17 protein-coding genes are annotated in these 21619 nt (G+C 68.8%); 11 read left to right on the plus strand and 6 right to left on the minus strand.

Translation table 11 applies throughout. The features are described from left to right. Positions 1-209 precede the first annotated feature (209 nt). Positions 210-4757 (plus strand): glutamate synthase large subunit, encoded by a 4548-nt coding sequence (gene gltB, locus GWG54_RS08000; RefSeq protein ID WP_167937280.1) that lies wholly within the window; start codon positions 210-212, stop codon positions 4755-4757. 18 nt (positions 4758-4775) lie between these two features. Here gltB and GWG54_RS08005 read toward each other — a convergent pair whose 3' ends face one another. The 3 genes from GWG54_RS08005 to GWG54_RS08015 form a co-directional block, all read right to left on the minus strand. Beyond that, positions 4776-5246 carry a hypothetical protein gene (locus GWG54_RS08005; RefSeq protein ID WP_167937281.1) on the minus strand — a complete coding sequence of 157 codons (471 nt, stop codon included), beginning with the start codon at positions 5244-5246 and terminating at the stop codon, positions 4776-4778. Positions 5247-5345: 99 nt separating this feature from the next. After that, positions 5346-5942: a peroxidase-related enzyme gene (locus GWG54_RS08010; protein WP_167937282.1), complete on the minus strand. Its 597-nt coding sequence runs from the start codon at positions 5940-5942 to the stop codon at positions 5346-5348. Positions 5943-5974: 32 nt separating this feature from the next. Next, positions 5975-6406 carry a DUF123 domain-containing protein gene (locus tag GWG54_RS08015; protein ID WP_167937283.1) on the minus strand — a complete coding sequence of 144 codons (432 nt, stop codon included), beginning with the start codon at positions 6404-6406 and terminating at the stop codon, positions 5975-5977. Positions 6407-6586: 180 nt separating this feature from the next. On the opposite strand from GWG54_RS08015, the gene GWG54_RS08020 reads away from it, so the two are divergent. Then, positions 6587-7576 carry an NAD-dependent epimerase/dehydratase family protein gene (locus GWG54_RS08020; RefSeq protein ID WP_167937284.1) on the plus strand — a complete coding sequence of 330 codons (990 nt, stop codon included), beginning with the start codon at positions 6587-6589 and terminating at the stop codon, positions 7574-7576. Positions 7577-7656: 80 nt separating this feature from the next. Then, positions 7657-8718: an NAD(P)-dependent glycerol-1-phosphate dehydrogenase gene (locus GWG54_RS08025; RefSeq protein WP_167937285.1), complete on the plus strand. Its 1062-nt coding sequence runs from the start codon at positions 7657-7659 to the stop codon at positions 8716-8718. 16 nt (positions 8719-8734) lie between these two features. Here the strand turns inward: GWG54_RS08025 and GWG54_RS08030 are convergent, their stop codons facing one another. After that, complete coding sequence (locus GWG54_RS08030) at positions 8735-10567, minus strand: S9 family peptidase (protein ID WP_167937286.1); 1833 nt, start codon at positions 10565-10567, stop codon at positions 8735-8737. A gap of 179 nt (positions 10568-10746) precedes the next feature. Between GWG54_RS08030 and GWG54_RS08035 the strand changes: the two genes are divergently transcribed. The 7 genes from GWG54_RS08035 to GWG54_RS08065 all read left to right on the plus strand — a co-directional run bounded on the left by GWG54_RS08035 (position 10747) and on the right by GWG54_RS08065 (position 15350). Beyond that, positions 10747-11058, plus strand: coding sequence for a hypothetical protein (locus tag GWG54_RS08035; protein WP_167937287.1), 312 nt, complete (start codon positions 10747-10749; stop codon positions 11056-11058). A 129-nt stretch (positions 11059-11187) separates the two neighbouring features. Next, positions 11188-11916 carry a selenium cofactor biosynthesis protein YqeC gene (gene yqeC, locus GWG54_RS08040; RefSeq protein WP_167937288.1) on the plus strand — a complete coding sequence of 243 codons (729 nt, stop codon included), beginning with the start codon at positions 11188-11190 and terminating at the stop codon, positions 11914-11916. A gap of 52 nt (positions 11917-11968) precedes the next feature. Further along, positions 11969-13732 (plus strand): aldehyde ferredoxin oxidoreductase family protein, encoded by a 1764-nt coding sequence (locus GWG54_RS08045; RefSeq protein WP_167937289.1) that lies wholly within the window; start codon positions 11969-11971, stop codon positions 13730-13732. Then, positions 13725-14447, plus strand: coding sequence for a hypothetical protein (locus tag GWG54_RS08050; RefSeq protein WP_167937290.1), 723 nt, complete (start codon positions 13725-13727; stop codon positions 14445-14447). The genes GWG54_RS08045 and GWG54_RS08050 overlap by 8 nt, the downstream gene beginning before the upstream one ends. Before the next feature lie 71 nt (positions 14448-14518). Next, positions 14519-14779, plus strand: a complete 261-nt coding sequence (locus GWG54_RS08055) for a hypothetical protein (protein WP_167937291.1) — start codon at positions 14519-14521, stop codon at positions 14777-14779. Between the two features lies 1 nt (position 14780). Further along, a complete protein-coding gene (locus GWG54_RS08060) occupies positions 14781-15134 on the plus strand; it encodes a hypothetical protein (protein WP_167937292.1) in 354 nt (117 codons plus the stop codon). Positions 15135-15188: 54 nt separating this feature from the next. Continuing rightward, positions 15189-15350: a hypothetical protein gene (locus GWG54_RS08065; RefSeq protein ID WP_167937293.1), complete on the plus strand. Its 162-nt coding sequence runs from the start codon at positions 15189-15191 to the stop codon at positions 15348-15350. An 11-nt stretch (positions 15351-15361) separates the two neighbouring features. Here GWG54_RS08065 and GWG54_RS08070 read toward each other — a convergent pair whose 3' ends face one another. Continuing rightward, positions 15362-15988, minus strand: coding sequence for a molecular chaperone (locus GWG54_RS08070; RefSeq protein WP_167937294.1), 627 nt, complete (start codon positions 15986-15988; stop codon positions 15362-15364). Between the two features lie 5 nt (positions 15989-15993). Next, positions 15994-18126, minus strand: a complete 2133-nt coding sequence (locus GWG54_RS08075; protein WP_167937295.1) for a hydrogenase iron-sulfur subunit — start codon at positions 18124-18126, stop codon at positions 15994-15996. Between the two features lie 231 nt (positions 18127-18357). On the opposite strand from GWG54_RS08075, the gene GWG54_RS08080 reads away from it, so the two are divergent. Next, positions 18358-21618 carry a molybdopterin oxidoreductase family protein gene (locus tag GWG54_RS08080; RefSeq protein ID WP_167937296.1) on the plus strand — a complete coding sequence of 1087 codons (3261 nt, stop codon included), beginning with the start codon at positions 18358-18360 and terminating at the stop codon, positions 21616-21618. Position 21619 lies beyond the last annotated feature (1 nt).

The raw sequence follows: 21619 nt of genomic DNA on the forward strand, positions 1-21619 counted from the left end.
GAACGATGTACGAATGTGGTGTTCACTCTGGTGGGTGAACACTACGTGCCTCTGACACCTTTCGTCCCTCCTGACCGAGTAGCGACGCGTTCCGCCCGCAATCTGCAGTATAAATAATTTCATTATAGGCTATATCACCTTATATGTGTATATAATACACTTAGCCATTATGGAGTAGCCTCTTATGGGAGATCTCCCAAGGAGGGTGCATGCCACAGCCACACACTTCGAACACCGATCGTTCTCCGGGTCTTGCGGACCCGACGGACGAACGGTCGAACTGCGGGGTCGGCGTCGTAATGGATCTCGACGGGGCGGGCGGTCACGACGTCGTCGCCGACGGACTGGATCTGCTTGTCAACCTCGAGCACCGCGGGACGACCGGGGCGGAACAGAACACCGGCGACGGTGCGGGTATCATGCTCCAGACGCCCGATTCGTTCTTCGCGGACGTCCTCGACGCGGATCTCCCCGAGGCCTACGCGATCGGTTCGCTCTTCTTCCCGACCGACGACGAGGCCCGCGAGCACCTCGCCGAAATCGCCGAGGACGCGCTCGCGGAGTACGACCTCGAGGTGCTCGAGTGGCGCGACGTTCCCACCGACAACGCCGACCTCGGCGCGACCGCGCTCGACTCCGAACCCGACGTCCGGCAGGTCGCCGTCGCACCTGCGGACGAGCTCTCCGACGAGGCGTTCGACCGACGGCTGTACGTCGCCCGGCGCGCCCTCGAGAACGCCGTCGAGGACTGTGACGTCGACGGGAAAGAGCGCTTCTACGTCTGCTCGCTCGACTCGGATACGATCGTCTACAAGGGGCTGCTCAAGGGCGAGCAGGTCCCGTCGTACTACCCCGACCTGCGGGACGAACGGATGGAGTCGACGTTCGCGATGGTCCACGAGCGCTTCTCGACGAACACGCTCGGCGCCTGGCACCTCGCCCACCCCTACCGCAACATCGTCCACAACGGCGAGTTCAACACCATCAGGGGCAACATCAACTGGATGCGTGCCCGGGAGACCGACCTCGAGAGCGAGGTCCTCGAAGATCTCGAGGCGGTCAAGCCGATCATCGACGACCCCGACCAGTCCGACACCGCGAGCGTCGACAACGCCCTCGAGCTGCTGATGCAGGACGGCCGCGACCTCGAACACGCCCTGCGGATGCTCGTCCCCGAGGCCTGGCGTGGCGACGACGCGATGGACGCCGAGCGCAAGGACTGGTACGACTTCCACGCCTCCCTGGTCGAGCCCTGGGACGGCCCTGCGCTGGTCGCCGCCACCGACGGCGAGCGCGTCGGCGCGGTCCTCGACCGCAACGGCCTGCGGCCGTGTCGGTACGACGTCACGACCGACGACCGACTGATCATGGCCAGCGAGGCGGGCGCGCTCGAGACCGATCCCGCGGAGATCGCCGAGCGCGGTCGTCTCCAGCCCGGACAGCTGTTCCTCGCCGACCCCGAGGAGGGGCGGGTCGTCCCCGACGACGAGGTCTTCGAGGACCTGACCGACGAGCGCTACGGCGCGTGGGTCGAGCAGGAACAGGTCCAGTTAGCCGACATCGTCGCGACCGGCGAGCGGACACCACGGGACCCCGTCGAGGCCCTGCGGGACCAGCAGGCCGCATTCGGTTACACCCACGACGAACTCGAGAACCTGATCGAGCCGATGACCCGGACGGCGAAAGATCCCGTCGGCTCGATGGGCGACGACACGCCGCTGTCCGTCCTGACGGAGTTCAACCGCCCCCTCTTCTCGTACTTCAAGCAGCTGTTCGCCCAGGTCACGAACCCGCCGCTTGATTACATCCGCGAGGAGCTGGTCACCTCGATGGAGAGCCGACTCGGCTACCAGCGCAACCTGCTGGCCGAGTCGCCCGAACACGCCCGCCAGCTGGTGCTCGACTCGCCGATCCTCACCGACGCCGAGCTCGGGTCGATCCGCGACTGCGAGGCGAACGGGATCACCGCCGCGACGGTCGACATCACCTACGAGCCGACGAGCGAGGAGCCGGGCACGGACCTCGAGGCCGCTATCGAACGCGTCCGCGCCGAGGCCGTCGAGGCGATCGAGGACGGCCACGACGTCCTGATCCTCTCCGACCGGGGCGTCGACGAGGAGCGCGCGGCGATCCCGAGCCTGCTCGCGACCGGCGGGGTCCACCACCACCTCGTGCGCAACGGGCTTCGCAACCACGTCGGACTGGTCGTCGAGTCCGCGGATCCGCGGACCGTCCACCACTTCGCGACGCTGGTCGGCTACGGCGCCGGCGCGGTCAACCCGTATCTGGCCTACCAGACGATCGCCGACATCACCGCGGGCCCCGACGGCGCCGAGACCGAACTCGCGATCGACGCCTACGTCGAGGCCGTCGAGGACGGCCTGCTGAAGATCATGGCCAAGATGGGGATCTCGACGGTCGAGAGCTACCAGGGCGCGCAGATCTTCGAGGCCGTCGGGCTCGACTCCGACCTCGTCGCGGAGTACTTCGCGGGCACCGAGAACCGCACCGAGGGGATCGGACTCGCCGAGATCGAGGCCGACGTCCGCGAACGTCACGAGGCGGCCTTCGGCGACGACGACTCCGAGCTCGACCGCCACGGCGAGTTCGAGCACCGCTCGAACGGCGTCCACCACCAGTGGAACCCCGACACCGTCGGCGCGCTCCAGCAGTCGGTTCGCGCGAACGACTACGAACGGTACCGGGAGTTCGCCGAACAGGTCAACGACCAGAATCAGACCCTCCAGACGCTGCGGGGGCTGCTCGAGTTCGACTCCGAACGCGAGTCGATCCCGCTCGAGGACGTCGAACCCGTCGCTGATATCGTCGAGCGGTTCTCGACGGCCGCGATGAGCCTCGGCAGCCTGTCTCCGGAGGCCCACGAGAACAACTCGATCGCGATGAACCGCATCGGCGGCAAGTCCAATTCGGGCGAGGGCGGCGAACCGCCCGAGCGGTTCGGCACCGAACGCGAGTGCAACGTCAAGCAGGTCGCCTCCGGACGGTTCGGCGTCACCTCGACGTACCTCTCCTCGGCCGACGAACTCCAGATCAAGATGGCCCAGGGCTCGAAGCCCGGCGAGGGCGGCCACCTCCCCGGCGAGAAGGTCAACGAGATGATCGCCCACGTCCGCAAGTCCACGCCCGGCGTCGGGCTGATCTCGCCGCCCCCGCTGCACGACATCTACTCGATCGAGGACTTAAAGCAGCTGATCTTCGATCTGAAGGCCGCCAACGAGGACGCCGACATCAACGTCAAGCTCGTCTCCGAGGCGGGCATCGGCACCGTCGCCGCCGGCGTCGCGAAGGCCAACGCCGACGTGGTCCACATCTCGGGCCACTCCGGGGGGACCGGGGCCTCGCCGCGCACCTCGATCAAGAGCGCCGGCCTCCCCTGGGAGCTCGGGCTGGCCGAGGCCAACCAGATGCTCCGTCAGACCGGGCTCCGGGACCGCATCCGTGTCTCGGCCGACGGCGGGATGAAGACGGGCCGGGACGTCGCCGTCGCCGCCCTGCTCGGCGCCGAGGAGTACGTCTTCGGCACCGCTTCGCTCGTGACCTCGGGCTGTGTCATGGCCCGCCAGTGTCACGAGAACACCTGTCCCGTCGGCGTCGCGACCCAGCGCGAGGACCTCCGCAAGCGGTTCCCCGGCGAACCCGAACACGTCATCAATTACATGTCGTTCATCGCCCAGGAGCTGCGGGAGATCATGGCCGAGCTCGGCTTCGAGACCGTCGACGAGATGATCGGCCGAGTCGAGGTCCTCTCCCAGCGCACCGACGTCGACCACCCGAAGGCCCGCACCGTCGACCTCTCGGCGGTGCTGGCCGAGCCCGCGGGCGACGTCCGCCACAAGGTCCGCGAGCAGGACCACGAGCTCGAGGACCAGCTCGACCGCGAGCTGATCGACGCCGCGAGCGCGGCGATCGAGGACCGCGAGCCGGTGACGCTCTCGACGGCGGTCACCAACGTCGACCGCGCGGTCGGTGCGATGCTTTCGAACCGGATCACCGACCGCTACGGCGAGCCCGGGCTGCCCGAGGACACGATCACGGTCGACGCGGCAGGGACCGCCGGCCAGAGCTTCGGCGCGTTCCTCGCCAGCGGCGTCTCCTTGCACCTCGAGGGGAGCTCCAACGACTACGTCGGCAAGGGTCTCTCGGGCGGAAAGATCACCGTTCGGACGCCCGAGGCCGCGAGCTACGATCCGACCGAGAACGTCGCGATCGGCAACGTCGCACTGTACGGCGCGACCGACGGCCAGCTGTACGTCAACGGCGTTGCCGGCGAACGGTTCGCGGTGCGCAACTCCGGCGCGAAGGCCGTCGTCGAGGGCGTCGGCGACCACGGCTGCGAGTACATGACCGGGGGCGTCGTCGCCGTCCTCGGGGAGACGGGGACGAACTTCGCGGCCGGGATGTCCGGCGGCGTCGCCTACGTGTTCGACCCCGACGAGGAGTTCGCCGACCGCGCCAACACCGGGATGGTCGCGCTCCACGACGAACTCGAGGACGCCGACGTCGAGATGCTGCGCCGACTCGTCGAGAACCACGTCGCCTACACCGGCTCCGAACGGGGCCGCGAACTGCTCGAGAACTGGGAGCGCGCCCTCGAGTCGTTCGTGAAGGTGATGCCTGAGGCCTACCACGAGGCGATCACCGAGCAGGGCGGCGACGACGTCCGCAGCGAACTCCCGGGAACGCCCGAGACGCCCGTCGACGCCGACTCGCCCGGGTTCGCCGCGAGCGACGACTGATCGCCGTCGCTCTCACAGTTATTCTCCGGCGTTCACGTACGACGCCGCGTAGGCGATCAGCGCGCCGTTGAGCCCGATCAGCGCGACGACCAGCAGGCGGACGGTCGTTCGCCCGCCGTCGCCGACCCCCGACGCGACGGCCGCGAGCGCGCCGACGCCGACGACGGCCAGCCCGGCCGCCAGCAGTCGGTCGAGCCGCGGGTCGTACTCCGACGGGACGGCCTCGCGGAGGCGTTCGTCCCTCCGCCGGCGGCGTTCGCGGAAGCGTTCGGTCGCCGGATCGTCGTCGGGGACCGAACGGAGGCCGAACGTTCGCAGCGCCTCGAGGTCGACGCGCGCCTTCGCGATCGTTCCGCAGGCGAACGCGACGAACAGCAGGACGACGACCGCGATCCCGGACCCGAGCGCGGCTGCCGGCACGAGTGCCAGGACGGCGAGGATCGCGACGATCGCCGCGATCCGTTCGGCTCGAGTCGGGACGGGATCCACGATACGTTCGCCTTTCCTGTCACTCTACAAGGTTTTTCCGCCTGTGAGGCGGATTCCCGGTCGGCTCGAGGCGGGGACCCTGCGGACGGCCGACGGTCGCTACTCGCGTCCCAGCGTGTGGAACTCGTCGTTCGGTCGCATTCCCGCGAACGTCGCGAGTCGGTTGCTCAGGTTGTAGAAGGCGGTTACGGAGGCGATATCCCACAGCGCTTCCTCGCCGAAGCCGGCCTCGCGCAGGGTCTCGAGGTCGTCCTCGTCGACCCTGGCGGGCGATTCGGTGAGTTTCACGGCGACGTCTAACATCGTCCGGTGGGCCTCGTTGATATCCGCGGTACGGTAGTTCGCGACCAGCTGGTCGGCCAGCAGCGGGTCGTCGGCGTAGATCCGTACCAGGGCGCCGTGGGCGACGTTACAGTAGTAGCAGTGGTTCACGCCGGAGACCGCGACGACGATCATCTCGATCTCCTCGCGCTCTAAGGCCGTCTCCTCGACCAGGGCGTCGTGGTAGTCGAAGAAGGCCCGGAAGTGCGACGGCTTGTACGACAGCGCCGAGAACACGTTCGGGGTGAAGCCGGCGCGCTCGGTCTCTTCATCGATCCGCTCCCGCAGATCCTCGGGGAGGGTCTCGTAATCGGGGACGGGGAAGCGATCCATCGCGTCGTCGGCGAGTTCGGGGTCGACGTCCGTCTCGGACATACGGCTCGATTCGCGAGCGAGCGGTATAACGTCTAGTCGGCTCCGACTTCGGTGTCGGCCTCGAGGACGCCGCCTGCGTCCGCGGCCGCCTCGAGCAACGCCTCGAGTCCGGGCGTCTCGAGCAGGTGTGACCCGCAGTCGCAGTCCGAGGACCCGAAGCCGGGAACCGCTTCGCCGGGAAGCGTCCCCGCGAGTTCGCACTCCCGGTCGGCGTCGGGGAACCTGACGGCCGCCTCGAGGCTCGCCGCCTCGTGACCGAGCAGGTAGTCGACGTGCCAGTGGCGAACGTCGCGCTCGCCGCGGGCCAGTTCGCGGTGGCGGTCGAGGCGGGCGAATCCGCCGGGGCCGAACGCGCTGCCGATGTAGGCGTACGTTTCTTCCTCGAACGCCAGCTCGCCCAGCGCGCCGACCGTCAGGCTCGTCGGCGCCTCGACGTCGATCGCGAGGACGTAGGTTCCGCCCATACCGTCCGCTATCCGATTCGACACGAAAACGACGGCGATCCGCCGCGGGTCGCTCTCCGAACCGGGGGTAGCCGATGAGTCAGATACGGTCGGGGCGTGCGTTCGTTTGCATGATACTCACACGGTCCCGTCGGCGACGACGTCCGTCACCGTTTTCCCGCGAAGCGACGACCGTCGATCATGGACGACGCACTCGTTATCGGCGGTACGCGCTTTATCGGCCGCCACCTCGTCGACGAGCTCCTCGAGCACGGCTACGACGTGACGCTCTTCAACCGGGGGACCCACGAGAACCCCTTCGCCGACGACGACCGCGTCGCCTGTATCGAGGGCGATCGGACGAACGACTCGGCGCTCGAGGCGGCCGCGCTCGAGGTCGACCCCGACGCGGTCTTCGACTGCGTCGCCTACTACCCGAAGGACGTCCAGGCCGCGACCCGGATCTTCGCCGACTGTGAGGCGTACGTCTTCGTCTCGAGCGGGGCGGCTTACGGCCGCGAGGAAATTCCCAAGCGGGAGGACGAGACCCCGCTCGCCGAGTGTACCCCGGAGCAGGCCGTCGACGACTCCGGCGCGACCTACGGCCCGCGCAAGGCCGAGGGCGATCGGGCGGTGTTCGCCGCCGCGGAGCGCGGGGTCAGGGCCATGGCCGTCAGACCCTGCATCGTCTACGGCCCCCACGACTACACCGAACGACTGGACTTCTGGATCGATCGCGTCAACCGCTTCGATCGGGTCGTCGTCCCCGGCGACGGGACGAACCTCTGGCACCGCGCGTACGTTGAGGACGTCGCCGCCGCCATGCGGATCGTCGCCGAACGCGGCGAGGCTGGCGAGGCCTACAACGTCGGCGATCGGCGACTCGTCACCCTCGAGGAGACCCTCGAACTGATCGCCGACGTACTGGACACCACGGTCGACGTCGTCACCGCCGGCCCCCGCGAACTCGAGGCGGGCGACATCGAACCCGCCGACTACGTGCTCTACCGGGAGTACCCCCACGTCCTCGCGACCGGAAAGCTCGCGGCGCTGGGCTGGGAGTCGACGCCGATCGACGAGGCGATGACCCGCTCGGTCGCGGCCCACCTCGAGAGCGACCGCGACGGGAGCGAACACGAGCCCGACCGGGAGGCCGAGGAGCGGGTTCTCGGGATCCTCGACACGTTCTGACCCGCGAATCCGGCGGCTCCCGACCGGGTTCGCGACGGCGAGCAACAACACGTATATTTCGGTGGTGACTCGGTCAACGTATGTTCGAGAAGTCGACGTGGATTCGACTCCCGCGGAACGTGATCGTCGGCCACGGCGTGCTGTCGGAGGTCGTCGCCGCCGTCGACGAGCTTCACCTCCAGGGGCGACCGCTGTTCGTGACGAGCCCGACGCCGCGTCGCCTCGCGGCGGACCCGATCGCGGCCGACTTCGAGGCCGCCGGCGTCGAACCCGCGGTCGTCACCGTCGAGTCGGCGTCGTTCGACGCCGTCGAGGAGGTCATCGAGACGGCCGAGGCCGAGGAGGTCTCCTACCTCGTCGGGATCGGCGGCGGAAAGGCCATCGACATCGCGAAGATGGCGAGCGAGCACCTCGGGATGGGTTTTCTCTCCGTGCCGACCGCGGCCAGCCACGACGGGATCGTCAGCAACCGCGGCTCGGTGCCCGACGGCGACACCCGCCACAGCGTCGCGGCCGAGCCACCGCTCGCCGTGATCGCCGACACGGGCGTCCTCGCGGAAGCCCCCTGGAAGCTGACGACCGCCGGCTGTGCCGACATCATCTCGAACTACACCGCCGTCATGGACTGGCGGCTGGCCCGGCGGCTCCAGAACGTCGAGTTCTCCGAGTACGGCGCCGCGCTCTCGGAGATGACCGCGGAGATCCTCGTCGACAACGCCGACCACGTCCGGCCGGGCCTCGAGGAGTCGGCCTGGATCGTCACCAAGGCGCTGATGTCCTCGGGCGTCGCGATGAGCATCGCGGGCTCGTCGCGGCCCGCCAGCGGCGCCGAACACCTCTTCTCCCACCAGCTCGACCGCCTCGAGCCGGGGGCGGCGCTGCACGGCCACCAGGTCGGCGTCGGATCGATCATGACCGCCTACCTCCACGGCGGCGAACGGGGTATCTGGCACGATATCCGCGACGCGCTCGACAGCATCGATGCACCGACGACCGCGGCCGAGCTCGGGATCGACGACGAGACGGTGATCGAGGCGCTGACGACCTGCCACGAGATCCGCGACCGCTACACGATCCTCGGCAACGGGATGAACGAGCGGGCGGCACGGGAGGTCGCGACGAAGACCGGCGTCATCGGCTGATCGCGACCGCGACGCCCTAGACGTGCTCGTCGAGGAAGTCGGCGATCGCCGAGTAGGCCTCGATGCGGTTCTCGAGCTTCGAGAAGCCGTGGCCCTCGTCTTCGAAGAGCAGCTTGTGAACCGGAACGCCCTGGGCTTTGGCCTGCTTGGCGATCTGTTCGGCCTCGCCGACGGGCACGCGGGGATCGTTCTCGCCGTGGAGGACGAACAGCGGGGCCGCGATGCGCTCGACGTTGTTGATCGGCGAGATCTCCTCGAGGAACTCCCGGTCCTCGGCGAGGCTGCCGTACTCGGCCTCGCGCAGCTCGCGGCGCCAGTCGCCGGTGTTCTCGAGGAACGTGACGAAGTTGGCGATGCCGACGATGTCGATCCCCGCGGCCCACAGGTCGGGGTACTCGGTCATCGCGGCCAGCACCATGAAGCCGCCGTAGGAGCCGCCCTTGGCGACGATCCGATCGGGGTCGACCGCCTCGTGGCCCTGCAGCCACTCCACGCAGGCCTCGATGTCGGCCACGGAGTCCATCCGCTTCTCGACGTCGTCGAGGGCCGCGTAGTCGGCGCCGTACCCCGCCGATCCGCGGACGTTCGGCTCGAAGTAGGCGTACCCCCGGTCGAGGAAGTACTGTTTGACGCTCGAGAAGGAGGGACGGCGCTGGCTCTCGGGGCCGCCGTGGATGTCGACGATGACGGGGACACCCTCGCCGGTTTCGGTCTCGCTCGCCTCGTCCTCGGCGGGAAGCGTGAGGAAGCCGGGGACCTCCAGTCCATCGAAACTCTCGACGTGGACGAGCTCCGACTCGTCGAACGTCTCCCGCGGGATGCCCGCGGTCGGCGCGCTCGTCCAGCGCTCGGCCTCGCCGCTCTCCACGTCGACCACGAAGACGTTCGCGTTGACCGTATCCCCGGTCGTCGAGATGGCGAAGCGCTCGGCGTCGGGGGCGAAGCTCACGCCGCCAGCGACCCCGCCCGGCAGATCGGGCTCGGGGAAGGTCTCGAACGCGGTCGGCTCCGCGGCGTCGAACTCGCCGACCGTTAGCTCCGTGTAGCCCTCGACGTTCTTCGAGTAGACGAACCGCCCCGTCTCGTCGTCGAGCGCGATCCCGTCGACGTTCCACTCCTCGTCGGCGACGACCGTTTCAATCTCGCCGCTTGCGATGTCGAGATAGGCCAGATACAGCGTGTCGGCGTGGCCCTCGTCGGTCACGAGGTAGATCCCCTCGCCGTCGGGCGCCCAGCTGGCACTCTGATACCGGACGTCGCCCTCGTGGGGCGTGAGGTGCTCGAGCTCCCCGGTCTCGAGGTCGAGGACGGACAGATCCTGGTCGAAGTTGGAGTACGCCTGCGAGACCAGCAGCTGGGAGTCGTCGGGGCTCCAGCCCGACAGCGAGAGCCAGCCGTCGCCCTCGTGGACGAGTTCGGCCTCGTCTCCGATCGCGTCCCGACCCTGGACGTAGATGTCGAAGACGGCCTCGTCGCGGCGGTTCGAGGCGAACGCGAACCGGTCGCCGTCGTGGCTCCAGCCGCCCCAGCGGTGTTTCGCGTCGGGCGTCGCGGTCAGGTTCTCGATCTCGCCAGTGTCGGCCTCGAGCCGGTAGAGCTGGGCGCGCTCGTTGCCGCCCTCGTCCATTCCGAAGACCAGTTCGGGCCGTTCGGGCGACCAGGAGGCGAAGGTCACCCGCTCGTCGTAGAACGTGCGCTGCTCGGGCCAGGAGCGGGGCTCCTCGAGGGACCAGACCTGCGAGACGCCGGTCGTGTCCATCAGGAAGGAGAGTCGCTCGCCGTCGGGGCCGAAGGAGGCGCCGTAGGCGCTGCGAACGTTGAGATACCGCTCGATGTCGTAGGTTCCCATGTCACGGCGGTACGGACGGGAGTCGGTAGTCGTTTCGGTTCCGGAACCGCCGTTCGTCGAGTAGCCCTCGCCTACTCGGGACGAACCCGGCGACCGCGCGCGGACGACCACGATTCGCGACGTCGGCGGACGGCCGTTCGGAGCGCGTAACAATGCCCCCCGGCGTGCTCGCTCCGAGTATGACGCGCGGGTACGAGCGGGAGTCGGGCGCCGCGTTCGGAACGTTAGTGCTCACGACGGTCGTCGTTCTCGTCGCCTTCGGGCTGACCCTCGCGGGTGTCTTCCTTGGCCTCGGAGCCGGCGGCGCGGACGACGGGGCCGAGGACGCCGCGGAGCCCGCCGGGACCGACGAGGGGGCCGCGGAGACGGTCGACGTCGACGAGCCGAACGGAAACGAAGATGAGACGGCGGCGAGCGACTCGAACGAACCCGCCGACTCCGACGAGAACGTCACGGACGACGGCGCGGACGCGCTCGGCGACGGCGGCTGACGGTGACGTCCCGAGCGGCCGCGCCGTCCGCCTCGAGCGACGATCCCGACGAGGGACGGACCGAGCCGCGTTCTCGTCCCGGAGCGGCGCGAAGAGCAGCTACAAGTGCGTTCGCGTCCGGGTACCGCCATGAAGCTCCCCGAGGCCCTGGACGCGAGGGGGAACGTGACCTGCGTCGTCGGCGCGGGTGGAAAGAAATCGACCCTGTACGCCCTCGGCGACGTCCTCGAGCGCGCCGTCGTCACCGCGACGGTCCGGATCCCGCCGTTCGAGGAGCGGGTCGCCGACGTGGTCGTCACCGACGCCCCGCTCGAGGCGATCCGTACGGCGGAGTCCTGGCCGCTCGGGCTGGTCGCCGGCCGCGAGGGGTCGGATCGGTACCTCGGCTACGATCCCGCGGTCGTCGACGAACTCGCGGCCGAACTCGACGCGGAGACGTCGGTGGTCGTCAAGGCCGACGGCGCCCGCACCCGCTGGTTCAAGGCCCCGAACGACGACGAGCCCCAGCTCCCCGCCGCGACCGACGTCGTCGTCCCCATCGCGAGCGCGAAGGTCGTCGGCGAGCGCCTCGCCGAGGACCACGTCCACCGCCCGGAACGGGTCGCGTCGATCACCGACCTCGAACTCGGGGATCGGATCTCGGCGACCGACGTCGCGACGGTCCTGGCCAGCGGCCGGGGCGGGTGCAAGGACGTTCCCGAGGACGCGACCGTGATCCCGCTGATCAACATGGTCGACACGCCCGAACTCGAGGACGTCGCCCGCGAGATTGCGGCCGAGATCCGCGACCGACGGGCGGTTCCCCGGATCGTCCTCACCCGATTGCTCGAGGACGACCCCGTCGTCGACGTCGCGTAGTTCGGAGCCGAGAGCTTTAACTATCGTTCGGCGGTTACGATCACGGGACTGTATGGAAACGGGGGAGTCTCTCGTCCGCGTCGACCTCGCGGCCGAGTCGGTCGCGTACGAACCGGTACCCGAGTCGTGGCGCCGCGACTTCGTCGGCGGGAAGGGACTCGGCGCGCGCTACCTCTACGAGGAGCTCGAGCCGGGCGCGGACCCGCTCGGCGGCGGGAACGTCCTGCTGTTTCTGACGGGCCCGCTGACCGGGTACCTCCCCGGCGAGCAGCGCTACGTCGTCGTCACGAAGTCGCCGCTGACGGGGGCCTTCCTCGACTCCTACGCGGGCGGCGAGATGGCCGGGCGGCTCGCGGGCTCGCTCGGGGACAACGTCGGCGTCCTCGTCTCCGGGCGGGCCGACCGCCCCGTCAGGCTCGAGGTCGCCGACGGCGAGGTCTCGATCGAACCCGCCGCGGACTGGTGGGGACTCGACGCCCGCGAGACCGACGAGCGGGCGGGCGAGGCCGCGGTCGCCTGCATCGGTCCCGCGGGCGAGAACGGCATCTCCTACGCGACGATCGCTTCCGGGGGCGGCGACCACCACGCGGGCCGGGGCGGCGCGGGGGCGGTGATGGGCGCGAAACGGCTGAAGGCGCTGGTCGCCCTCGACGGCCCGCCCGAACCCGACGCGGACCTCCGGGAGCTCCGTCGGCGCTACGAGGCGGCCTTCGCCGACGACGACACCGGGCGCTGGCAGGCCGCCAGCGAGACCCTCGAGACGATCGACTTCGCCAACGAGGTCGGCGTCCTCCCGACCCGCGGCTGGCAGGAGGGGCGGTTCGACGGCGCCGAGGGGATCGGCATCGAGGCCGTTCGCGACGCCGCCCACGACCGCGAGCGCGCCGACGACCCGGTTCCGGGCGGGTTCCAGGTCGAGGGCGAGGACGGCGAGAGCGTCCCGCGAGGATCGACGCCGATCTCGCTGGGGGCGGGTCTGGGGATCGACGACTTCGACGCTGTCGCCACCCTGGGATCGGTCTGTGACCGACTGGCGCTCGACGTGATCTCGGGTGGCAACGCCGTCGCCTGGGCGATCCGCGCGAGCCAGGAGGGCCTGATCGACCGCGACCTCGAGTTCGGCGACGAGGCTGGTGCCCGGAAGCTGATCGAGGAGATCGCCCGCCGTTCGAGCCCGCTGGGGGCGGCGCTGGCCGACGGCGTCGACGCGGCCGCGGCCGAGTACGGCGGCGGCGACCTGATCCCCTCGGTGAAGGGGATGGCGCTGCCGGCCTACGACCCCCGCGGCGCGTCCGCGATGGCGCTCGCCTACGCGACCAGCGACCGGGGCGCCTGCCACCGCCGCGCTCGCCCCGTCGAGGTCGAGGCGCTGGGCGGGACCGACTGGGACGACGTCGACCGCGTGGACGCCGTGATCGCCGAGCAGGACCGCCGTGCGGTCCTCTGGAGTCTCATCGCCGACGACTTCTTCGGCGAGGCGCTCTCGAAAACGCTCGGCGCAGACTGGCTCGCGGCGGTCGGCCGCGAGTACGACCCCGCGGCGCTCCGTCGGGTCGGCGAGCGCGTCTGGACGCTGATCCGACTCTTCAACTGCCGCGAGGGCTTCTCCCGGGAGGACGACACGCTCCCCCGGCGGCTGACCGAACCGCTTCAGGGCGGCCCAAACGACGGCGCGGCGATCGACGCGGCCGGCTTCGAGGACACCCTCGATCGGTACTACGAGCGCCGGGGCTGGGACGAGCGGGGGCGACCGACCCGCGAGACGCTCGAACGCTACGGGCTCGAGGACCTCGAGCCCGACTCACACCATGACTGAACGAATCGATCTCGACGAACTCGACGTCGGCGGCGAGGACGAGGAGACCGAGGAACCGAACCGCGGCGACTGGCTCTGGCGCGGCGAGGGCAGCCCAGACGAGGAACCCGAACGGCCCGCCACGACCGGACCCGCCGTCGAGGAGCCCGACACCGGACGGGACGACGGCCCGAACGGTGCCGACGCGGGCGCCGAGGCGTCGCCCGCACCTCACGTCCCGCGATCGGAACGGACCAAACCGGTCGGAATCCCGGCCCGGAGCGGCGGCGCGGGCGCCGGCGACTCGGCCGACGCGGGGGAAACGACGGCCGAACCCCGGCCCGCGGGATCGGCGGCGGACGGTCCCCACGGCGGGGGTCCCGACGAGATGACGATCGCGTTCACCTACCGGGCCGCCGGGCGGCTGGAGACGCCCGCGGCGGTGTTCGCGGACGCCTCATCGTGGGCCGACTGGATCGGGATCGTCGGCGATGTCGGGACCCACGCGATCACGAACTTCCAGCGGACCAACACCGTCGACGCCGACTTCTTCACCGGTAGCGGGACGAGCCCGGCCGAGCGGCTCCGCGAGATCGATCGCACCTCGATGTTCTACGCCGAGCGGCTGCTTCTGATCGGCCTCGAGGAGGAAGCACCGATCGCCGAGGCCGCCGACTGGGAGTTCCTCTCGATCGAGGACGCCGCCGAGGCCGCCGACTGGGGACTGGAGCCCTGACGGCTCGAGGGGAGGCTCTGTCACCGTCGTTCAAAACGTTCATACTGCTCGGCCTGATTCTCCCAGTCGATATGGGACTTCGAACGGCGTTTCGGCAGAACCCGCTCGTGTTCGTCGGCCTGCTCGCCTTCGGGGCGTGGACGTTCCTGACGATCCTGAACGTCTCCTCGAGCATGGGCGAGATCGCGTACGGCGACTGGGTCGGACAGAGCGGGGTCGTGGGGTTGATCGGCCTGGCCGTGCTGTTCGTGCTCGGACTGACGGTCGTGTTGCTCTACGGCGAACTGGGCGAGCCGAGTCCCGGCCCCGAGGAGTTCCCCCCGAGCGAGTGAGATGACCGGACCTTCGACTGCCGACGCGCTGTCGTTCGAACTGAGCGAGCGCTTCCTCGCGGCCGCCGAGGAGTGGGGCGACTCGCGGGTCGTCTCCGGATCGGCCGCCGTCGAGTCGAAAGTCGAGCAGGCGCTGCTCGAGATCGAACACCTCGTCTCCGGCGCGACCGCCGTCGAGTTCGACCTCGAGGGCGAGACGGTGGTCTACGAACCCAGCGGCGATCTCGGGGCGTTTCTCGACGACCAGGCCGCGGAGACGGGCCTCGAGCCGGATCGGCTGCTGAAACTGCACGTCGACCTGTTCGCCCGCGCCTTCCTCGAGGACGACCGCGGGGTAAACGGCGGGCGCCGCTGACCCCGCGACGGAGAACAACGACTATACGTCTCCCGCCGGTATCCGACGACCAGCATGGCGCGAAAACGCACCAACTGGACGCCGAAGGACGGCGACGAAGCGACCCGAAAATCCTGGACCCACACGGGAGCCCACGAGATCGCCGACGACGAGGTCGACGGCGTCGTCGAGTTCCCCGACGAGCTCAAGGAGAAAGAACGCGGCGACGACGAGTAGCGACGGACCGTCTAGCTCACCTGCATCGCGATCCCTTCCTCGAACTCGTCGTAGCCCGCCAGCAGGTGGCCGACCGCCTCGTAGAACGTCTCGTGGGTCTTCTCGGCGATCTCGAGCGCGCACTCTTCGAGCCAGTGGGTCAGGTGCTCCTCGTGGAACACCCGCTGGTAGCCGAGCGCCTCCTCCCGGCCCTGGTGCTGGGAGCGGATCAGGTACTGGAGGAAGGCGAGTTCGACCGCGACGTGGTCGGCCTCCTCGGGGTAGTTCTCGGGCGGCTTCCAGCCGGCCGCGGCGTAGCTGGCCTTGACCTTCGGTAATCCCTCGCCCAGGTACTCCATGTCCTCGCGGACGTAGGTCTCGTGGGGAGTCACGGGCGGTCGCGGACCGACGAGCAGGCGGGTGTACTCGACCTCGAGGTCGTCGACGACGTCCTCGATCGGTCGCTCGCGGTTCGCCTCGACGAACTCCTCGAGCAGCGCGAACCCGCGGTCGAGCTCGTCGTTGACGCTGTCGGCGGGCGCGGTCACCTCACCCTCGAGGACGTCCGCGACGAAGGCTTCTCCCGGCGCGTCGTGGGTCGCCGCGACGAGGAACTCGACGAGGTCGAGCCGCGCCGCGTAGATGGCGTCCATGTCCATACCGATCACTCGCCGCTCCGGTCGTACAGTAACTTCGATCGACACTCCGAGCAGTAGTCGAAGATGCTCCCCTCGGCGTGGGGGGCCATCCCCGAGACGAGGTCGCCGACCTCGCCCTTGATCCGCTCCGCGGAGCGCTCGCTGGTGAACTCCTTTCCGCAGCTGCGACACTCGAGCATCGAGCCCTCGAACACCGTCGACCAGGCAGGATCCTCCTCGTCGCGGTTCTCCGGCAGCAGGGAGAGATCCAGCCCCTGATCGACCGCGATGGCGTCCTCCATGCAGCCCTCCTCGCAGAGCTCGCAGTTGACACAGCGCTCGTGGTTGAACTCGAGGCCCGTCTCGGTCCGACGCAACGCGTCGGTCGGACAGAGGTTCGAACACGTCGGGGTCAGCGTACAGGCGTCGCTGACGTCGACGACGCCGAAGTCCTTCAGCCCGCGGATCACCCGCCGTTCGGGCTCGACGTGGGCGAGGATCGCCCGCACGCTCTCGAGGGTCCAGCCGTGACTGTCGAAGGCGGGGTTCTCGCGACCGGGGTCGTCGATCCCGCCCTCGGCCTCGTGTTCGCCCGCGGGAACGGGCGTCGACTCGAGCCCGTCGACGAACGCGGTCAGCGAGTCGACGAACGCCTCGGGCTCGTCGGGATCGGGCGCGAAGAACTCGACGCGGTTGCCCAGGCCGAGGTCGGTCGTCGCGCGCTCGAGGCGCTCGACCAGCTCGGCCTTCGGATCGGGTCCGGAGTGCAGACAGCTCCCGCCGCAGCCGACGATCGCGACGCCGTCGGCGCCGGCCGCCAGCGCGTGCATCGCGTGGGCCTCGCCGACCGTATCCGTGCAGTTGACCCGCACGGGCAGGATCGGCGGGTACTCGACGTCGGCCCGTCCCGCGGCCGCGAGCCGACCGTACTCCCGGAGGGCGTCCTCGGCTCGCTCCGAGCAGACGAACGCGACGACGGCGTCGTCGATGCCCGACCCCGAGCGACCCGGGAGCCAGCTCCGCTCGACCTCGTCGGGAACCAGCAGCGTCTCGACCTCGCGGGCGATGCGCTCGTTGCTTGGCTCGCGCAGTTGTGTGGCGCCCGTCGGACAGGAACTCGTGCAGGCCCCGCAGTTCTGACAGAGCTCCTCGCGGAACTCGACCTCGTCGATCCGGGCGCGCTCGACGGCGCCGTGGGGGCAGGCCTCGACGCACTCGTTACAGCCCGCCTGGCTCGAGGCCCCCGCGGCGCAGACGTCCATCTCGAGGTCGAGAAATTCGGGTTTCGTGACCCCGCCGAGCTGGCGTTCGATCGCCGACACCTTCGCGGGGGTGATCGGCGCGGTGTAGAAACCGAGCCGGCCGCCGCGGGACGAGTCGGTCGCCTCGGGGTAGACGACCTGGTCGGCCTCGAGGGTGCGCTCGGCGCCCTCGAGTTCGATGGCGTCGGTCGGACACAGCTCGGGCAGCGACTCGTCGTCGACGTCGGGGTCGAGGTCGACGGGGTGGCGGGTCGCCTTCCCGTCGGGGGCCTCGCGGACGCACTCCATACAGGAGATGCAGTCGTCGGTGACGCGGCTTCGCACGCGCAGCTCGAACTCGCCGAAACTGCCCTCGACCTCGACGACACGACCGCGTTCGATCCGGACGTCCTCGAGGTCGTACTCGGTGTCCGCGAAGTCGCGACCGTCGGCGATCAGGGTCACGTCGGCGCCCTCGGCGAGTCCCGCGGCCGTCTCGGGGTCGCCAACGACCGCGACCCGCTCGCCGGCCTCGTAGGTGAGCGATCGGCCGACCGACTCGTTCTCGAGGCCGGCGTTCGCCGCGTTGACCAGCCGCGCGGTCTTGGCGGTCGCCTCGGACTCACCGTGGACCCAGCCCGCGCTCTCGCGCTGGTCGACGAACTCGACGGCGTCGGGGTGTAGCCCCCGCTCGATCGCCGCCTCGCGGATTCGCTCCTGGGCGCTCGCCTCGGGACAGGTGACGATGAGCTGGTCCAGTTCGTGCTCCTCGACGACGTGTTCCATCCCCTCGAGTCCGTCCCCGCAGAGCAGCCGCGAGCTGGCAGCGACGTCGACGTCGTCGATCCCCTCACGCGCCGCCTCGAGATCGATATCGCAGGTTCCGGCACACGAGCAGACGAAGGCCCCAGTGTTCATAGACAACTCCGTCTTTGCGTCGATTATGAAAGATGTTTCGCGTTAGCCCGATAACTGTTTTCGAGTCGTCCTTGTCCGAATGGGGAAACGAGAAAAATGTTACACCATTGTGTAAAAACTCTAACGAGATAGCGCTACATACACAACGTTTATGATCGACAAACCGGTTCATGCGGATACTGTGGACGTATCGGATATATACTACGATCTCCCACCAGTGAGGGGGCCACGATGAGTGCTGAACCGGTAACGCTCGACCTCGATCGGCGGTCGTTCATGAAGGCGTCCGCGCTGGCCGGGGCGACGATCCTCGGCAGCGGGGCGACGGGTCGCGTCCTGAGCCAGGACGAGGACGAACCCGAGGGGGTTCACGAGGCCGCCGAGACCTCGAAGGTCATCTGTAACTACTGTTCGGTCGGCTGCGGGTTCAAGGCCGTCAAGGACGGCGACTCCTTCGTCGCCCAGGAGTCCTGGACGGAGAACCCGATCAACAACGGGTCACTGTGCTCGAAGGGGGCCAGCATCCTCGAGACCGAACACTCCGACAAGCGACTCAAGCACCCGATGCGGAAGGTCGACGGCGAGTGGCGAAAGATCACCTGGAACCGAGCCTACGAGCTCATCGCCGAGCAACACCAGGAGATCCTCGAGGAGTACGGGCCCGACAGCGTGATGCTGCTGGGCAGCGCCCACCACTCCAACGAGGAGGCCTACGCGTTCCGCAAGCTGGGCGCGTTCATGGCCACGAACAACGTCGATCACCAGGCCCGGATCTGTCACTCCCCGACCGTCGCCGGCCTCGCGAACACCTGGGGCTTCGGCGCGATGACGAACACGGTCAACGACTACCGCAACTTCGATCTCAACATCATCATCGGGCAAAACCCCGCCGAGGCCCACCCGGTGGCGATGCAACACATCCTCGAGGGGCAGGCCCGCGGCGGAACGATCGTCTCGATCGATCCCCGCTACACGAAGACGTCCTCGCACGCCGACTACTTCTATCGCATGCGACCCGGCACGGACGTCGCGATCATGATGGGGCTGATCAACTACCTCGACCAGCAGGGCGAGCTCGACGAGGAGATGCTCGAGGGCCGCGTCAACGGCTGGGAGGACGCCTACGCGGAACTCGAGCGCTACGACCTCGAGACGGTGTCGGAACTCACCTGGCTCGACGTCGAGGATCTCGAGGAGATCGGCGACATGATCATCGAGAACAAGCCCAACGTCCAGATCGAGTGGGCGATGGGTGGGACTCAGCACAACAACGGCACCCAGAACATCCGTTCCTACGCCCTGCTCAGCCTGGCCTCGGGGAGCGCGGCCCGGTCCGGCGGCGGGCTGCAGGTCATGCGCGGCCACGCGAACGTGCAGGGAGCGACGGACATGGGCGTCGACGCCGAGTATCTGCCCGGCTACTACTCGATAACCTCTCCCGGTTCCTGGACCCACTGGGCGAACGTCTGGTCCGAGAGCCCCTGGACCGACGGCACCACCGACTTCGACGAGCTCTACAACCGGTTCGATGCGATGCCCGAGGACCGCTGGGACGACCTCGGCGAGGAGGAGGAGACGGTGCCGACCGCCGAGGTCAACCTCGAGGTCCAGGACGAACTCGGCGACGATCAGCCGGACTCGCACCGGCCGGAGGAGGTGACGACCCGGTCGATGATGTTCCAGCCGGGGCTGACGGTCGCCCGCTGGTACGAGGCGGCACTCGGGCAGGAGGGTCGGCTCCACGAGTCGAACCTCTACCAGCCCAACCCGCTGAAGATGGCGTTCTTCTGGGGGCACTCGGCGAACTCCATCAGCGAGATGGAGAAGATGAAGCGGGCGATGGAGTCCCTCGAGATGATGGTCGTCGTCGACGTCTTCCCCTCGGTCGCGGGGACGCTGCCGGACGACTCGGACGTCCTGTTGCTGCCGGCCTCGAGCCAGTACGAGCACTACCGCTCGCTGACGAACACCCACCGATCGGTGCAGTGGAGCGAACCCGCCGGCCCGCCGGCGCACAACTCCAAGCCCGACCTGCAGATCATGCAGGAGCTGGCCGACGCGCTCGGCTTCGGCGAGCACTTCAACTGGGGGAGCGGCGACGGCCTCTACAACGGCAAGAGCACCTACGAGGACGCGCTCCGGGAGATCAACCTCGGGGCGCGCTCGATCGGCTACCAGCAGTCTCCCGAGAAGCTCCAGCAACACCGCGAGTACGACCACCTCTTCAGCACGGAGGACCTGCGCGCCGACGCGCCCGGAACGCCGGTCGACGGCGAGTACTGGTCGCTGCCCTGGCCCTACTGGGGCGAGGGTCACACCGGTACGCCGATCATCTGGCGCGACGACATGGATCCCCGGGAGGGCGGACACGACTTCCGCACCAACTGGGGGATCCAGGCGCCGACGCCCGACGAGTGGGACGAGATGGACATCGACCAGGAGTACCCGCTCGCCGAGACGTACGACGAACGCGGCGAGGAGGGCCTGGACATGCTCCGGGAGCCGTACGAACCCGAGTGGTGGGACGGCGAAGTCGAGGGGGTCCCGCAGTACCCCCACTACAATACGGTGCTGCCCGACGACGTCTCCGAACCCCACCAGATGACGCTGCCCGTCGAGTACGCCTTGAGCGAGGACCAGTCGCCGCTGGACGCCGCACAGGCCCTCGAGGAGGAGTACGACCACGACCTCGACATGGAGTTCTGGGAACAGTTCGACACCGCCCAGCCCGACCCGCCGACGGGGCGGGGGAAGGCCCGGGCGGTCGCCTGGAACTTCCTCGACACCGTTCCCGTCCACCGGGAGCCGATCCAGAGCCCGCACCTCGGGATCACCGAGGAGTGGCCGGCCAACGGCCAGCAACAGAACGTCTTCCGGCTCGACCAGAACAACGCCGCGACCCAGCAGGAAGCGACCCAGCGCGTCCATGAGGAGGAGTTCGACGTCATCATGACCTCCGGACGCCAGGTCGAACACCAGGGCGGGGGCTCCGAGACGCGGAATAACCCGCTGACGGCAGACCTCCAGCCCCACATGTACGCCGAGATCCACCCCGATATGGCCGAGGAGCTCGGGATCACCGGCGGCGAGGACATGGTCATCATCGAGCCCGCCGGCGCGGGCAAGAGCGCGATCCTGGTGAAAGCGAAGGTCGACTACCGGACCGAAACCGCCGAACCCCACCCCAACGAGATCTTCCTGCCGTACCACTGGGGCGGCGTCTTCGCCGGCAAGGACCAGCGCGACCAGTGGCCCGACGGCACCGAACCGCTGGCGATCGGCGACTCGACGAACGTGGTCACCGCCAGCGGGTTCGACGCCGAGACCCAGATGCAGGAGACGAAAGTCGGGATGGTCCGGGTGTTGCCGGCCACGCCCGAACGGATCGAGGAGTACGACATGGAGTTCATCGACTTCCCGCAGGACGAGGCGGAACTCGGACTCCAGAAACAGTACGACGTGCGAGAGCACGACATGCTCGCTGACGACTAAC

The sequence above is a fragment of the Natronococcus sp. JC468 genome, assembly GCF_012163165.1.
Taxonomy (GTDB): Archaea; Halobacteriota; Halobacteria; order Halobacteriales; family Natrialbaceae; genus Natronococcus; species Natronococcus jeotgali.